The organism is Methanococcus voltae, from assembly GCF_017875395.1.
Classification (GTDB): domain Archaea; phylum AGJL01; class Methanococci; order Methanococcales; family Methanococcaceae; genus Methanococcus; species Methanococcus voltae_C.
Genome location: NZ_JAGGMO010000001.1, coordinates 314878 through 331840 on the forward strand (window position 1 = coordinate 314878; position 16963 = coordinate 331840).

General features: G+C 29.9%; 12 protein-coding genes and 2 tRNA genes. 7 read left to right on the forward strand and 7 right to left on the reverse strand.

Annotated features, from left to right (window positions below):
- Positions 1-149: 149 nt before the first annotated feature.
- Positions 150-818, forward strand: a complete 669-nt coding sequence (gene hypB / locus J2127_RS01435; RefSeq protein ID WP_209731662.1) for a hydrogenase nickel incorporation protein HypB — start codon at positions 150-152, stop codon at positions 816-818.
- Between the two features lie 179 nt (positions 819-997).
- On the opposite strand, the gene J2127_RS01440 is transcribed toward hypB, so the two are convergent.
- Both J2127_RS01440 and J2127_RS01445 read right to left on the reverse strand, forming a co-directional pair.
- Positions 998-1074 (reverse strand) — tRNA-Val (locus J2127_RS01440).
- Between the two features lie 51 nt (positions 1075-1125).
- Positions 1126-1202, reverse strand: a tRNA-Val gene (locus J2127_RS01445).
- Positions 1203-1388: 186 nt separating this feature from the next.
- Between J2127_RS01445 and J2127_RS01450 the strand changes: the two genes are divergently transcribed.
- The 4 genes from J2127_RS01450 to J2127_RS01465 all read left to right on the forward strand — a co-directional run bounded on the left by J2127_RS01450 (position 1389) and on the right by J2127_RS01465 (position 7677).
- Complete coding sequence (locus tag J2127_RS01450; RefSeq protein ID WP_432442921.1) at positions 1389-2537, forward strand: nucleotidyltransferase family protein; 1149 nt, start codon at positions 1389-1391, stop codon at positions 2535-2537.
- A gap of 411 nt (positions 2538-2948) precedes the next feature.
- A complete protein-coding gene (locus J2127_RS01455) occupies positions 2949-3380 on the forward strand; it encodes a DUF356 domain-containing protein (RefSeq protein ID WP_209731663.1) in 432 nt (143 codons plus the stop codon).
- A gap of 155 nt (positions 3381-3535) precedes the next feature.
- Positions 3536-6697 (forward strand): isoleucine--tRNA ligase, encoded by a 3162-nt coding sequence (gene ileS, locus J2127_RS01460; RefSeq protein ID WP_209731664.1) that lies wholly within the window; start codon positions 3536-3538, stop codon positions 6695-6697.
- Between the two features lie 245 nt (positions 6698-6942).
- The gene (locus J2127_RS01465; protein ID WP_209731665.1) at positions 6943-7677 is read left to right on the forward strand and encodes an RNA methyltransferase; all 735 of its coding nucleotides are present in this window, start codon (positions 6943-6945) and stop codon (positions 7675-7677) included.
- A 64-nt stretch (positions 7678-7741) separates the two neighbouring features.
- Here J2127_RS01465 and J2127_RS01470 read toward each other — a convergent pair whose 3' ends face one another.
- A complete protein-coding gene (locus tag J2127_RS01470; RefSeq protein ID WP_209731666.1) occupies positions 7742-7981 on the reverse strand; it encodes a DUF378 domain-containing protein in 240 nt (79 codons plus the stop codon).
- A 379-nt stretch (positions 7982-8360) separates the two neighbouring features.
- Here J2127_RS01470 and J2127_RS01475 point away from each other — a divergent pair, with 379 nt between their 5' ends.
- On the forward strand, positions 8361-9275 hold the full coding sequence (locus J2127_RS01475) for a dihydroorotate dehydrogenase (protein ID WP_209731845.1): 915 nt from the start codon (positions 8361-8363) through the stop codon (positions 9273-9275).
- A 71-nt stretch (positions 9276-9346) separates the two neighbouring features.
- Here the strand turns inward: J2127_RS01475 and J2127_RS01480 are convergent, their stop codons facing one another.
- Both J2127_RS01480 and J2127_RS01485 read right to left on the reverse strand, forming a co-directional pair.
- Positions 9347-10243, reverse strand: a complete 897-nt coding sequence (locus J2127_RS01480) for a PHP domain-containing protein (RefSeq protein ID WP_209731667.1) — start codon at positions 10241-10243, stop codon at positions 9347-9349.
- Between the two features lie 316 nt (positions 10244-10559).
- A complete protein-coding gene (locus J2127_RS01485; RefSeq protein ID WP_245326403.1) occupies positions 10560-12245 on the reverse strand; it encodes an NAD(P)H-hydrate dehydratase in 1686 nt (561 codons plus the stop codon).
- Positions 12246-12648: 403 nt separating this feature from the next.
- Between J2127_RS01485 and J2127_RS01490 the strand changes: the two genes are divergently transcribed.
- Entirely contained in the window at positions 12649-14760 is a 2112-nt protein-coding gene (locus J2127_RS01490; RefSeq protein ID WP_245326404.1) for an acetate--CoA ligase family protein, read from the forward strand.
- 244 nt (positions 14761-15004) lie between these two features.
- On the opposite strand, the gene J2127_RS08495 is transcribed toward J2127_RS01490, so the two are convergent.
- Both J2127_RS08495 and fbp read right to left on the reverse strand, forming a co-directional pair.
- On the reverse strand, positions 15005-15304 hold the full coding sequence (locus J2127_RS08495) for an iron-sulfur cluster biosynthesis family protein (RefSeq protein WP_255296113.1): 300 nt from the start codon (positions 15302-15304) through the stop codon (positions 15005-15007).
- A 280-nt stretch (positions 15305-15584) separates the two neighbouring features.
- A complete protein-coding gene (gene fbp, locus J2127_RS01500; protein WP_209731669.1) occupies positions 15585-16733 on the reverse strand; it encodes a fructose-1,6-bisphosphate aldolase/phosphatase in 1149 nt (382 codons plus the stop codon).
- Positions 16734-16963 lie beyond the last annotated feature (230 nt).

Here is a 16963-nt window from a genome sequence, read left to right on the forward strand (position 1 = left end):
ATGCCTAAACTAAATATTAAATACTCTAATAACTAATTTAATAATTAATTGAATAAATAGGTGAATAAATATCTAATAAATATTTAACAAACTAAATATAAATAAATACATAAATTATTTGGATTACTAAATTTAAATTTGGTGATATATTGCACTTTGTTGATGTTTTGACAGTTGGGAAAGATTTATTAAAAGCGAACAAAAAAAATGCCGATAAAAATAGAAAATTATTAAAAGAAAATAATGTCGTGGCTTTTGACTTCATGGGGGCAATTGGTAGTGGTAAAACATTATTAATTGAAAAATTAATTGAAGATTTAAAAGGGGACTATAATGTCGCTTGCATTGCAGGGGATGTAATTGCAAAATTCGATGCTGGTAGAATGGAAAAACATGGCGCTAAAGTAATTCCATTAAATACCGGCAAAGAATGCCACTTAGATGCACACCAAATCGGTCATAGCTTAGGGGACTTAGATTTAAAAGATATAGATATCGTATTTATTGAAAATGTGGGTAATTTAATATGCCCTACAGACTTTGATTTAGGAACTCATAAAAGAATAGTTGTAGTTAGTGCTACAGAAGGTGACGATACTGTTGAAAAACACCCTGAAATATTTAAAACAGCTAATTTAACAATTATTAATAAAATAGACCTTGCTGAAGCAGTTGAAGCAGACCCTAAAAAGATGGAAGCTGACGCGAAACTAATAAATCCTGAAATGGACGTTTTGTTGACTGCCGTTAAGAAAGATATTGGATTTGATGAAGTTGCCAACTATATAAGAACTAATGTAAAAGAACAACGAAACTAATTAGTTGCTAAAATTAGCATACTATTTTCATACTTTTAATTTTTTATAATTCTAGATTACAACTTATTTTTTAATAAGTTACTAGTTATTTTTAAAAATAATTGACTTAAAATAATAACTTAAACATACATATTAATTTATAAATTTAAATTAATAAATATATTTGCCTAAAATAAAAATGGTGGACCTAGCCGGATTCGAACCGGCGACCCTCGCCTTGTAAGGGCGATGTCATAGCCAACTAGACCATAGGTCCTCTTTTGCTTATTTATTATTTTGCAATCGTATGAATATTCTATTTATAAAATGGTGGACCTAGCCGGATTCGAACCGGCGACCCTCGCCTTGTAAGGGCGATGTCATAGCCAACTAGACCATAGGTCCCATTTATTTCATCAAATTAATTGCAAAATAACAAAGGTAATTATAGTATATAAATGTTTCGGTTTTGTCTATATAAATAGCTATTCAATGTATAACCAAGATATTTAGATATATTATGATTAAAAATAAAATAAACATTATATAATCGGATTAACTAAAAATATACAAAGTTTGGAGTTAGATATTATGGATATGGACTTTAATTTGAAAAATTTTGAAAATTATGAGAAAGATAGAAATAATATCATTGATGATGCTAATTATGCCAAAAATTTAAAAAAGGAATCAAATCTAAACTTAAAATCAGACTCCAAACTAAACGAAATTATTGAAGAACTTAAAGCTTTTAAAAATGAAAAAAACGATGCAATATGTAAGGGTAATGGATATAAAAACGACTCCATTGTTGTTGATTTTACAGAATACAACCCATTGCATAATGGACATAAATACTGCATGGATTTTGCAAAGAAATTTGGAATATTTATCTGTGTCGTTCCAGGACCTCTTGAAAGAAGTGGTAGAGGAGTTCCCTATTTATTAAATCGTGAAATACGTGCTAAAATGGCAATTAAAGCAGGTGCTGATTTAGTTGTGGAAGGTCCACCCATGGGAATTATGGGCTCAGGTCAATACGTACAATGTTTAATTAGAATGTTTTATAAATTAGGGGGCGAAGTGATACCTCGAGGATATATAGAAGAACAAACGATGAATAAAGTAATATCCTGCATTATAGATGGGCACCACATAAAAATAAAGCCTTATAAAATATCTTGCATAGAAACAGGCGAAGTTTTAGGGGAAAAATTAGAAATAGACAATTATGTAATAGCTTCTATGTCATATACGATTCATAAACTTAGAAATGTGCTTAATAACTATGAGCCAAAATTTAAATTCTTAGAAAGAATTGAAGGTATTAGTGGTACAAAAATACGTGAAGGAATATATGATGGAAATTTTGATATTTTAAAAACCATGGTGCCTGATACCACAATTGAGATTATTGAAAACTTATTTAAAAATTATGATATGGACGAAATAATTTTAAAAAGATACGAAGATAGGATTTTAGACACCGTTAACAATGATAAATACGATATTCGAAACATAATCCCTGAAAAAATGGCTAATACAATATATTCTCGTTCTGAACATTACGAAAGTATTGAAGAACTTAAAAAAGCATTACCTTATGGGTTTACGAAAAATAATAACGATAGAATACTTACAAAATTAGAGGCAAGGATAAATAGTGAAGATATTTCAAATTATATTGATTTTTATCCTAGAAATGTAAAAATTCTTGAAAACTCATTAGATTATGTATGATTTATAATATTATTATACTAAAATAACTATTATATTTTTTTACACGATATATTTATATATTTATATATGGGTATATTTATATTTTAAAATCAATTTAAAAATTAGATAAATAGGTAAAATTTTAATATAATTTAAATATTACCTAACAATAAGTTAATACAGTTTAGCAGAATAATAGCAAGTATTTTATATATAAAATTCCAAAGATAAATAAACTAATAGATAGTTAAAAATATTTAGACATACTTAACATACTTAAATAAATTTGAATATTGAAAATAAAATAATATAAAATTAAAATAGAAATGATTGACTTTAATATTTTTTATTTTTATTTTATTTTTATATATAGGTTAAGACGAAATAAAATAGATATTACTTCGCTTAATCGAACTAAACACGGTGAAAAGAATGGTATTGTTACTTATAAGGGGAGACAGCTACGAAAAAATAAAAAACGCCTTAGCAGATGTACATAGGCACGCGAAACTAACGATTGTTGGAAAGCCAAGAATCATGGTACCAGAAGCTGCTGATGAAATTTTAGAATACATCGTTGGAAATATTAAAAAACCTTGTAAAAAAGCTTGTCTTGTGAAAATTGAAGAGAATGCCCCACGTTCAATCGATAGGATTAGGAAAATACACCCTCCTGCGCATATTGTAATACTTAGCGAAAGACACGAACCTTATTCTTTCTTAATTGACGATTTTCCTAAGATGCCCATGTTAAAAGGATATTATAAAAGTAAAGCCATACTTGATAGCGAAGATGAAGAAAACAATGAAAAATCTGAAAAAAATACAAAATCTAAACAAAAAAATAAAGGTAACAAAAAATAATAAAAATAGTAAATAAACTAAGTATATTATTTTTTTAATTTTATAAGTTTTTAATAATATTAAAATATTAAAATATTTTTGTATAATCAAATATTATAATTATTACATTTACAAATGACTAATTTATTATAATTAAAAATTATTAGGTGATTTTAATGAAATCAGTAGGTGAACTAGATTTTGTTGAAATGGATAAGTCCGTTAAAGAATTTTGGGAAAAAAACAACATATATAAAAAAGTTAAAGCTTTAAATGCAACAGCTCATAACCCTGATTATTATTTTGTTGATGGTCCCCCATACTGTTCCGGTGCTATACACTTAGGTACTGCTTGGAATAAAACTATAAAAGATACTGTTTTAAGATTTAAAAGAATGGAAGGTTTTAACGTTTCAGATATGGCAGGCTGGGATATGCACGGTTTACCTATCGAAGTTAAAGTTGAAAACGAGTTTAAACTTTCATCAAAGAAAGATATTGAAACAAAAATCGGAACACAAGTATTTATTGATAAATGTAAAGAATTCGCACTTATGCACAAAGCAAACATGGAAAAACAATTTAAAAACTTGGGTGTTTGGTTAGATTGGGAAAATGCGTACATGCCAATCAAAAAGGAATATATGGAAATGGGTTGGTGGACACTTAAAAAAGCTCATGAAAAAGATCTTTTGGAAAAAGACCTTAGAGTCGGATACTGGTGCCCAAGATGTGAGACTTCACTTGCTGAGCACGAAGTTAGGGGAGAATATAAAGACGTTGTTGACCCTTCAGCTTATGTGAAATTCCAATTACAAGAAGCAGAAAACGAATACATAGTTATTTGGACAACTACGCCGTGGACTTTACCTTCAAACTTGCTCGTTGCTGTTGGAAACGATTTCGATTATGCAAAAGTAGAAGTTGTAAGAACAGAAAATGAGACTGCTGAAACAAGTAAACAAATTTGGATTGTTGCTGAAGCTTTAGTTGAAAGTGTAATGAAAAAAGCTATTAGTACAGCAGAATACCAAGGTAAAACACTTGAATACAACGTAGTAGAAACCTTTAAAGGTAGTGAATTAGTTGGCAAAAAGTACGTTCATCCATTTATGGAAGAAAACGAAAGACAGAAAGAATTCGCTGAACTTGAAAATGCTCACATGATTGTAGAGGGCGACCACGTGACAACTGAAGGTGGTACTGGTTTAGTACACACCGCTCCAGGATTTGGGGAAGATGATTTTGCAGTAGGTACAAAATACGGATTACCTGCTTACGCTCCATTAGACGACAATGGAAAATACACAGAATCCATTTGGAAAGGTTTATTCATTAAAGATATGGATGATAAAATAGTTGACTTGTTATCTGAAAAAGATTTATTAGTAAACTATGGTAAATCAAAACACTCATATCCGCACTGCTGGAGATGTAAAACACCTTTATTATTTAGGTCAACTGAACAATGGTTCTTATCAATCTCTAAAATTAAAGATAGCATCATAGAACACGGTAAAACTGTTGGATGGACACCTAATTGGGTTGAAACTAGATATGTAAACGGTGTTACCTTTGTAGGGGACTGGAACATTTCAAGACAAAGATACTGGGGTATTCCTTTGCCTATTTGGGTATGTGAAGAATGTGGTAAATACGAAGTTATTGGAAGTATTGCCGAACTTGAAGAAAAGTCAATCGAACCGGTAAAACTCGATGATATTCATAAACCATCCGTAGACCCAGTTAAAATTAAATGTTCTTGCGGTGGCGTTATGAGCAGAGTACCTGATGTTTTAGACGTTTGGTATGATAGCGGTCTTGCACCATATGCAAGTATTGGTTCAAAAGAGCTTAAAAAAGCTGATTTCATTACAGAAGGACACGACCAAGTTACAAAATGGTTCTATTCACAACATGCACTTAGCGAACTTGTATTTGGAGATATTCCTTACAAAAAATGTTTAATGCACGGTTTTACCTTGGATGAAAAAGGAGAAAAGATGAGTAAAAGTCTTGGTAACATTGTTAGCCCTGATGATGTTATTGCGAAATACGGTGCAGATATCCTTAGATTCTACCTATTAAGTGCAAATAAAGCATGGGAAGATTTAAGATTTGCTTACTCGGAACTTGAAGAAGTTAGAAGTATGTTAAACACCCTCTGGAACTCATATTCATTCTCTGTAAACTACATGACACTTGACGATTTCGTTCCAAATATGGATTACCTTGAAAACTGTAGAGTTGAAGACAGATGGATATTAAGTAAAGTAAATTCACTCGTTAAAACGTCTATGGAAGCTCTTGAACAACCATTCTTACACACATACACATGGGCAATCAGAGACTTTGTATTGAATGATTTAAGCAGATGGTATATCAAATTGATTAGAGATAGAACCTGGCAGGAAAAAGATAGTAAGGACAAATTAGCAGTTTACCAAACTTTGTACTACGTATTATTAAAGTTAGTAACTGTTATGGCTCCGGTTGTACCACATATCTCTGAAAAGATTTATCAAAACCTTAAATTTGAAGAATTAGGTATGCCTGAAAGCATTTCAATGTTAACCATTGAATACGACGAGTCAATGATTAATGAAGAACTTGAAAACGATATTTCATTGGTTAGGGAAATTGTAGATGGTTTATTAAGAGGTAGGGATAAAATTAAATACACCCTTAGATACCCAATTTACAAAATAACATTACCTGAAGAAATTAAAAATTCAGTTGAAAAATATGATTATATTATCAGAGAACAAGGTAACGTTAAAGAAATTGAATTTAAAGAATTTGAAGGAAATATAATTGTAAAACCTAACTTCAAAGAACTTGGAAAAGTTTTCAGAAGTGACGTTCCAAAAGTAGTTAAATTCATAAATTCAATTGACGGAAAAGAATTAAAAGATGCTCTTAAAAACGGTTCATATATGGGCGAATTTGAAATTAAACCTGAATATGTTGAATTTAGAGTTGAAATTCCTGAAAATATTATAGGTATTGAATTCTCAAAAGGAAACTTCTACATTCACAATGAAATTAAACCTGAATTAATTAAAGAAGGTTTAGCAAGAGAAGTAATTAGAAGAATTCAATCTATGAGAAAAGATCTTGATTTAGAAGTAAATGAAAAAATAAGTGTATTATACTCAGGAATTGAATTTAGTGAAGAATTATTGTCTAGAATTGCCAAAGAAGTTAGAGGAAACTTTGTAGGTGATTCCGACATTGATAGTAATGATTCATCAGTATATAATCAAGAATGGACCATTAAAACACCTAACGAAGAAACCTATGACTTAAAAATAAGTGTTAAAAGGAGTTCCCAATAATTTGCAATTTATTGCAATAAATTGATTATTTAAATAATCCTTAAATTTTTATTTTTTTTGTAAATTTTAAATAACTTTTTATTTTTTTATTATTTTTATTATTTTTATTATTTTTATTATTTTTATTATTTTTATTAGTATTTTATAGATTTATTCAAATAGTACCATTGCTATTATATTATTGAAATACTATGTTATTGTACTATTATCAGTTATATTTTTAGAAATTAAAAAAACGTGAAATTATGAAAACTATAGTTATACTTGTAAATCCAAAATATAGTGGAAATTTAGGAGCTATTGCAAGAAATATGATGAATTTTGATACATACGACTTAAGAATAGTTCAAAATAGAGATGATGAAAAACCGGAAACCGTTTTGAATGACGAAGCTTTCATACGTGCTGTTCATGCTAAGGAAATACTAGAAAACGCCAAATTTTATAAAACACTTGAAGAAGCGTCTTCAGATATTGATTATCTTGTAGCTACCACTGGTGCAGTCTCAGGGGGCGATAAAAACATTAAAAGGATACCAATGACGCCTCGAAAATTAGCGGAAAAAAGTATTAGCCTTAAAGGTAACATAGGTATTGTTTTTGGAAGAGAAGATGATGGACTTAGAAATGAAGATGTTGAACTCTGCGATTTATTAGTTTCAATCCCTACATGTTCTAATTATCCAATAATGAATTTATCGCATGCGGTAGCTGTTATTTTATATGAATTATATAATATAAGGATTGATGAGAGCATACCGTATGATACCAATGTTAAAGAAGCATCAAAAGAAGATAAAGACATATTACTTAACATATTTAATGATTTCGTAGACAAATCATTGATACAAGACCATAAAAAGCCAATTTGTAAAACCATATTTAAAAGAGTAATTTCTAGAGCTTTTATAAGTGGTAGGGAAGCTAATTCACTTATGTGTGTATTTAAAGATAAAATAATTGGTTCAAATAAAAAATAAAAAATAAAAAATATTTCAATATCATCAATAATTTTTAAGTATTTCAATCTAATCTATTCTTAAATTATTGGCTTGTTTTATATGCGTAATATATCATATAAAGGGCAGATAAACCAACAAGGATGTAAATAGTTCTTGCTACTAACGAATTACCTAATGAAATAATTTGTACGAGGTCTATGTTTAGTGCTCCCACTAACCCCCAGTTTAAACCCCCAATTATTACTAAAAAGATAGCAAGTTTATCCAACCATGTTTTATGATTTGCCATATTTCGCATTTTTGATTCCACTTCCATATCCATAATATCCCCTCTCTAACAATGTTTAGTAATATATACAAATTAATACCGATAGTTAATTTTGAGATAGGATTATCTATTAAATAGTTAAGTTAGTTTCATTATAATTTATAAAAATTATTCTTTAAGTAATTATCTATTCAAATATATTGATATTTTATGAGGACAGATGAGTATAATTTAAAATAATCAACCTAGTTCATAGATCATTTATCAAATAATTATAAAAATAAATAGTGTTAATACAAATAAATACAAATAATAAGTAAAATTTAAATTTATTAAATAAGTTATAGAATCTTAAAATTGTAGGTTTAAAACTTTTCAATTGGGTGAAATATTGTCTAAATTTGGTGTGCATGATAAAAATGATAAAAATGATATTTTAAATTTAAATTTATTTGGAATTGATTTCAAAAACCCCGTATTTCTAGCAGCAGGCGTTATGGGAGAAACTGGTTCTGCTATGCGTAGAATTGCTAAAAATGGAGCCGGTGCAGTATGTACAAAGTCCATAGGTCTTGAAAAAAAGCCCGGACATAATAATCCAACTATGGTTGAAGTAGATGGTGGATTCTTAAATGCTATGGGATTACCCAACCCTGGAATTGACCAATATATTGATGAAATAGAATATATTAAAAAAAAAATGAAAGAATTGGATGTAAAAGTTATAGGTTCGATATACGGCAAAAATGAAAAAGAATTTGAAAAAGTTGCTGAAACAATAACTGAACATGTGGATTTAATTGAATTAAACATATCTTGCCCTCATGCAGGTGGTGGTTATGGGTCATCAATTGGTCAAGATTGTAATTTAAGCCATAAAGTGGTTTCTACAGTGAAAAATATAGCAAAAGTACCTGTTATAGCTAAATTAACCCCTAATGTAACAGATATTAAAGAAATTGCCACCAGTGTTGAAGATGCGGGTGCTGATGGTATTACAGCTATTAACACACTTGGTCCTGGCATGGTTATTGACATAGAATCCAAAAAACCAATATTGGGAAATATTTACGGCGGAATGTCTGGAAAAGCTGTTAAACCTATTGCAATCAAGAATGTATATGACATATACTCAGCTGTTGAAATTCCTGTAATTGGTGTTGGAGGTATTACGACAGGTTCTGACGCAATTGAATTTATGATGGCAGGCGCTTCAGCCGTTCAAGTTGGTACAGGCGTTTATTATAGGGGCTACGAAATATTCAACAAAATAAATGATGAAATCAGCGAATACTTACTTAAAAAAGAATTAAAAATGAGTGACGTTGTTGGATGCGTCCATAACTAACTATAACTTGTCTTTAAGTTATAATGTAAATAAATTAAAAAAATAAAAATAATTAATTATTTATTTTTTATTTAAATTCCGTAGGTTTCTTTATATTTAGCCTTTGCTTTTCTTTTAAGATATATATTACCAGCTACCCCTGCTAAAAGTGGTAATGGCGTTCCAATATATGCCATACCACAAAATGCACCCAAACATTTCTTAAATCGCGTAGTTTGGTACTTTAAGATATTATCTTCTTTTTTACGGAATGCTGAATTAAATAAAGCTTTTTCGGAAGCATAAACAATATTATAGCTCCATAAAATTATATCGGATAATGGAGTAGGCGCCCCATGGAATGACGTCTTTCTGGATTTTATAGAAGCATATAAATCTTCTGCAGTCTCTCCGCTAAATTTGGTATGACCATTACCTACCATTCTTGCAATGTGTGCGTCACTATTTCCCAAAAATGCAAAAGACTTTTTATGATAGTTCTTAAGTACTTTATCCAATGCAATGTTGTTAACAATACCATCCCTATGGTATGCGTTGTATACCTCAACACCGTCTAAATCTAAGTCAAATATCTTGTCACCAACTGCATGGCATATTGGACTATATGGGTGGGGGCATACTGCTAAACCACCCTGTTCGTGTATTAAATCGATTGTTTCTTCAGCACTTAAGAATTTAGGGATTTCCTCATTTAAATATAGTCCTAAAATTTCCCCATCATTCGTCATTACTTCGCTACCTACAACCACGTCGACATTGTATTTTTTTGCAAACTCTGTTGCTTTTAATCCGCCCTGTATAGTATTGTGGTCAGTAACTGCAACCACGCTTAAACCACGCTTAGCTGCACATCTTACTATCTTTTCTGGTTCTTCAACTGAATCAGGGAATTTTAATCCCATATATCTCATTAAACCGGAATATTTAGAGTGTGTGTGCAAATCCGCTAATGAATTATAATCTTCCATAAATTCCCTCTTTTTGTAAATTAAAATTATTTATAATATAAATTAATTTAGTTTAAAAATTTAAATTATTCCTTGTATCGTAAAGCGTTTGTTATTTTATTGTAATTAATATCATTTTTTACTTTTTATTTTTACTTTTTAATTATTTTTTTTAGTTTTAATATTATATCCTATTTATGATTATTTGTCGATTTTACTATATATAATATATAGATGTAAAAATAAGCGTGATAATCGATAGAAAAATAAAAAATAGAATTAAAAAAATTAAGTGATTATAGGTTAAATTATTAAAATATTAACGGATTAGGCTTGGTTAAAAATCCAAATAATTATGTAAAATTTTAGGCATTACTTTTAAAATATCTCTCGAATTATAATTATATCCAATTTCTTTATATAAGTAATCACCTGCGAGTCCATTTATAAATACTCCCGCACAAGCGGATACGTAAGGGTCATTTTTAGCGGAAAAACCTGCGATTAATCCTGCAAGGATATCTCCAGTACCCCCTACAGTCATTCCCACATTTCCCGTCATGTTTAATTTTATGTTATTTTTATTAAATACCATATCTATTTTACCCTTTAAAACTATATTTGATTGGTAAACGTCCGATAATTCTTCCAAAATTGGTTTTATGTACTCAAACTCTCCCTTATGAGGTGTAAATACAATATTTTTATTCGTAAACAATTTTAGATATAATTCTTTATTTTTTTCTTTTAAATTTTCATTTAAATCATCGGTATTTAATGGATTAATCAATTTTATGGCATCGGCATCTATTATTAATTTAGGCATAGCCTCCTTTTCACTTAAAATTTTATTTAAATATTTTTCCAAAAACTCTTTTGTATCGGGATTTAAGCCAATTCCACAACCTAAAACTATAGAATCGTAATTTTTAGAGATGGATGCCAATTCTTCGACATGATGTTTGTTAAAACACCCCCCATTAAACTCTTTAATCATTAATTCAGGATAATTTTTTAGAGCAGATGCTACAGGATTAACGGTCGCTACAGTTACTACATCCACAATCTTTGAAGCGGCTACTGCTGAAAAAATTGGAGCCCCATAATAATCTTTAGAGCCCCCTATTATTAATGTTCTACCATTATTTCCCTTGTGGGAATCCTCTTTAGTCTTTGAAAGACTTTTTAACTCACCCATACCTATTACATAGTTAATATAATCAGGAATACCTATTTCTTTTAATACAGTTTTGTTTTTATTGGTCGATTTTTCGTTTAAATTTAAATTGTTGGATTTATCTTCTTTATAATCATCTTTGTAATTATGAAATGTAATTATCTTATCGGAGATTAAACCTTTCGTTTCAGTATCTAAACTAATTATATCCACATAATTATTATAATTAACATTATTTTTTAACAAATTTAGGGATTCCATACATTTATCATATGGATGTCTTAAATTACCAGATATTCCAGTCCCTAACATTGCGTCTACTAATAAAATCTTCTTTTTAGAATCATCTTTGTTAGCAATTGTATCTAATTTATAAGATATATTCAAAAATAATTTTTCAAAATCCTTTTTTAGAGTATATATATTAATATTTCCAAATTTATAAATATTATGTATTATGTCAAAATTTTCTTTACTTTCTTGCGTCTTAATTTCATCTTCATTATTTAGTAACACGACATTAACTCTATATGATTTCGACAAATGCCGAGCTAGTACAAAGCCATCTCCCCCATTATTTCCCTTACCGCAAAACAAATATATTTCGGCATAAGTTGTATTTTCACTCTGTTTTTCATGATTGATTACTTCATTATATGCCTGTATTCCTGCATTTTCCATTAATATACGTTTAGATATTCCATAATATTCACAATTATTATCCAATATATTCATTTCAGCAGTAGTTATGTATTTTTTTTGAATTATTTTAAATTTTTGCTCAAAATTTTTCAATTGATTTATTATATTATTACCTAAATCTAATTTAGTATTGTTTAAATCCATTTGACCACCTTACATATATGATTGCGTATTTTATTCGTCATTTCACGATAATTAGGTCTTGAAAGCCATAAATAAAGCTTATATACTAAGTAATACTATCTAAAAATACATATGTAATTCATGCTATATTATACCATATATCTATACGATAATTGATTATAACGTTAGAATTTTAAATTGAAAATACAAAATGAAATTTTAATATGGAGTTTTGAATAACCAAAAATTTTAGCAAAGGATAAAGCTAAATAGTCCGCGAGGGCATAACAATATAATAAATTATACAATAATACAATTGAATATTTAATTTAATATCGCATGAATAAATATCTCGACAATTATTATACGACCAACCAAATTAAAGTATTAGAATTAAAAATATTAACCCAATATGGTGAGATTTATGAATAATGGACTTGAAGCAATTTTCAACCCAAAATCAGTTGCAGTAATAGGCGCTACTGAAATAGAAGGAAAAGTTGGACAATCTTTGATGAAAAACTTAAAAAGCTTTATGGAAAAAGGCGGTAATGTATACCCAATTAACAAAAAATATGAAGAAGTGTATGGTTTAAAATGCTATGGTTCTGTTTTAGATGTTCCTGGTGACATCGACCTTGTTTTAGTTTCAATCCCTGCTAAATTCGTTCCTGAAACAATGGAAGAATGTGGAAAAAAGGGTGTTAAAGGCTCAATTATTATTACTGCGGGTTTTTCAGAAGTTGGTGACCACAGTCTCGAAGAAAAAACCATCGAAATTTTGAAAAAATACAATATTAGAACAATTGGCCCTAACTGTCTCGGTGTAATCAACATGCACGATGACTTAAACGCTTCATTTAGTAAAGATTTCGACCAAAAAGGTAATATCGCATTTATCTCACAAAGTGGTGCTATTATGACCGCTTTAATGGATATTTCAATCCCATTAAACTTAGGTTACTCAAAAATCGTAAGTATGGGTAATAAAATAGATGTTCAGGAAGATGAAATTTTAGATTATCTCGCAGACGATGAAAATACAGATGTTGTTGTTTTATACGTAGAAGGACTTAAAAACGAGAAATTCATAGACTCTGCACGTGCTTTATCTCACAAAAAACCAGTTATTGTTTTAAAAAGTGGTAAATCGGATGCAGGAGCTAAAGCTGCATCGTCACACACAGGAAGTCTCGCAGGTAATGCACAAATGTACGAAGCTGCATTTAAAAAAGGAAGAGTATTCAATGTTGAAACTTTCGAGGAAATGGTTGACTTATTAAAAATATTCTCAACACAACCTGTTATGAAAGGTAACAATGTAGGTATTATCACAAATGCAGGTGGATTTGGAGTTCTTGCTACCGATATGGTAAGTAAATACGGCTTAAATATGGCTGAATTCGAAGAAAAAACAATTACTGAACTTAAAAAATACTTGCCTGATACATCAGGTGTTTCAAACCCATTGGATTTAATCGGAGATGCCGATACAGAAAGATACAAACACGCATTTGAAGAATTAGCAAAAGATAGCAATGTAGACGGTATCGTTGTAATATTAACCCCTCAAGGAATGACTGATGACATTGGCGCTGCAAAAGAATTGGTTAAATTCCAAGATACACTTAGAGCAAAAGGAGAAACAATCCCAATTGTTGCTGCTTGGGTTGGTGGTAACTCAGTTTCAGAAAGTGCTGAGTACTTAAAAGAACACGAAATACCTACATTCATGTGCCCAGAACTTGCGGTTAAAGCGTTATCTGCAACATACCAACAGTACTTAAACCAAAATGTTGTTGATGATGGAGAATACCTTAAAAAAGTTCAAGAAGAAATATATGCAATCAAAGCAGAAAAAGGCGATGAATTAAGGGAATTACTTGCAAATCCAAATGAAAACAATGCAAAAGAATTCTTAAAAATTAACGGAGTTCCTACACCGGGTAGATACGTAGCTACAAGTGCAGAGGAAGCTGTAAAATACGCTTCAACAATGGATAAAGTTGTAATGAAAGTTGTTTCAGCTCAAATATTACACAAGTCAGATGCGGGTTGTGTTATCATTGCCCCATCAGACATTGAAGGTGCATACAATACAATTATCGAAAACGGTACAAAATACCTTGCAAAAAAAGGCGAAACTGGCGTTATCGATGGAGTATTAATTGAAGAATTTGTAGAAGGTAAAGAAATTATCATCGGCGGTAAAAGAGACGAAGTATTTGGCCCTGTTATCATGACTGGTCTTGGTGGTATCTTTGTAGAAGTTATGAAAGATGTTACCTTTGGAGTACATCCAATAACCAAAAACTACGCTGAAGAGATGTTACAACAACTTAGAACATATAAAATCCTCGAAGGTGTAAGGGGAGAACCTAGAAGAGATATTGAATTTATTAAGGAATTAATCGTAAGAGTAGGTGTAATTATGGAAGCTTACGATGAAATTCAGGAAATTGACATAAATCCTGTTTTCGTTAAAGAAGACGGTAAAAAAGGTGTGATAGGAGACGCTCTTATCATGACAAATTAATTATATTATTATGTTTATTAAGAAATATAATAATATATCTTTATTTTAATTTTTTAAACTACTATATTGCGTATACGATTATTATATAGCCTATTTTAAATTGATTAAATCATTCAAAAAAGTATTAAAATATTTTATATAATATGCGACAATCATATAAAATTAAAAATAAATTTGTTATTTTGTATAATTAATATATAATACGATGTTTAGATAAGATTTAATCCATTTTGGTTCTTAAATCTTAACAACATCCACCTGCTCCTTGTATGGCAAGATATTTTCCACTGAATACTGACTTTTTTAATACAATGTTTACACTTTCGAGCACTTGTTTTGCCATTTTGTCAATGTAAACCTTAAACTCTGGTTCTTCGTGTATTAATTCATCTGTATCCATTATTTTATCCACTAAATCTACTGAAAATTTAGGCCCTCCTCAACCAAATCCTTCAAATACTACAATGAAGTCCTTTGAAGTTGCTTGAGGTAGTTTTTCCATGATGAATTCTCTAGCATCATCTGATATGGTAACTGGTATCATCTTAACACCTCCTGTGTAATTCTATATAATTATTAAATATATAGGTTTAACTCACAACTATATTTATAAGGTTATTAGATATCTTAATACCTAATTGATAAAAAAAGAAATTATAACGACGTATACTGTAAAAAAATTAAAAATAGAAATAAAAGTACAATAATAAGCAAGTAAAAATTTAAAAATTTAAAAATTTAAGTAAAATAAAAGATTTAGTTTTAAGTTTTAGGTATAAAAAATTAGAATAATAAATCCAATAATATTTTTCAATATTATTAAATTATTCTAAGTCTCCTCTATCGGTAACTTTTTCTAATTTACAGTTGTTTTCTGGAATTTCTTCGAATCTTGATTCTAAAGCTTTTAAAACTTTAGGTACTGAGGTATATTCCATCATTGATTCTGGTAATCTGTGAGGTTGGAATGGACCCATGCTTCTCATCATGTCAGCCATTTCTAAAGCTTTATCTCTTGCTTTATCGAATGCTTTGTCTGCGAATAAGTCATTTGGACCAACTAATCTTCCTTTTGATAATTGGAATCCTAAAGCCATAATTCTTGCAGGACCATCGAATCTTGAAGGCATAGCGTCTTCTTCTCCAACTGGCATCATTGGACCCCAGTGGCATCCTCTCATCCATCCTGATACTAAGTGTGGGTTAGCGAAAGCTTCTAAAAGTTCACCAACTGCAGGGAAACCGCTTTGAGCTCTTACGATAGCTACAGGGTCGTCTTTACCAACGTATTCTCCTGCCATCATGTTTAATTTTTCTGAACTTGCAACAGCTGCAATTTCGTTGTCGTATCCCCTGTAAACTCTCTTAATTGCGTATCTTTCTAAGTTTCCGATTAAAGCTAATAAGGAGTATGTTTCAGCAGGTGTGCTCATTAAAACTCTTTTGTGGTCGATAATGTCCATAACTTCGTATTTGAAACCTTCTGTCATTGATGGGTCAAATACTAAACCTGGTGTGTTGAATGGACTGCTAAACATTTTGTAGAATGGCAAGTTAAATGCTGCAGGGTCTGTTTTATCACAGCAAAATACAACTAATGGTTCGCTTCTTCTTTCTACGAATTCCATTTCTGCACATCCTGGACCTAAACCTTTAACGTTTCCTGAAAATGAGTCTGATAATAAATCTTGACCTGCACCGTATAATTTTAACTCTTTTGCAACTTCTGTTGCATCGGTTAACGCATCCCAAGCTAATTTGTGTACTTCATCGTTGTCTGTACCTTTGTTGTGAGTCATAACGATATCGATGTCGTCACCACAGTTTGTAACGTAGTAATCGATTAATGTTTCATCAACCGCGTTTTCAACTACGTATTCAACAGCGTCTAATAATTCAATAGGAGCTAATGTGTGACCGCATAAACCGCCCACATCTGCTTTAATAACACTTACAGTTACTTTTTCTTCCATAATTACACCTACTTAGAGATATTGGATATTGGGTATTAATAGTAGTATCTAATTTAGATATCATTAAATAAATAGTGATAAATAATTAGCAAATAATAGTATGATATTCAATAAATATTTTATCTACATTCTATTATTTATAAATTTAATTAAAGACATTGATTAAAATAATTATCTGATAAATCAATATCATAAAGCACCATATATTATAAATTTCACTTTTATATAAT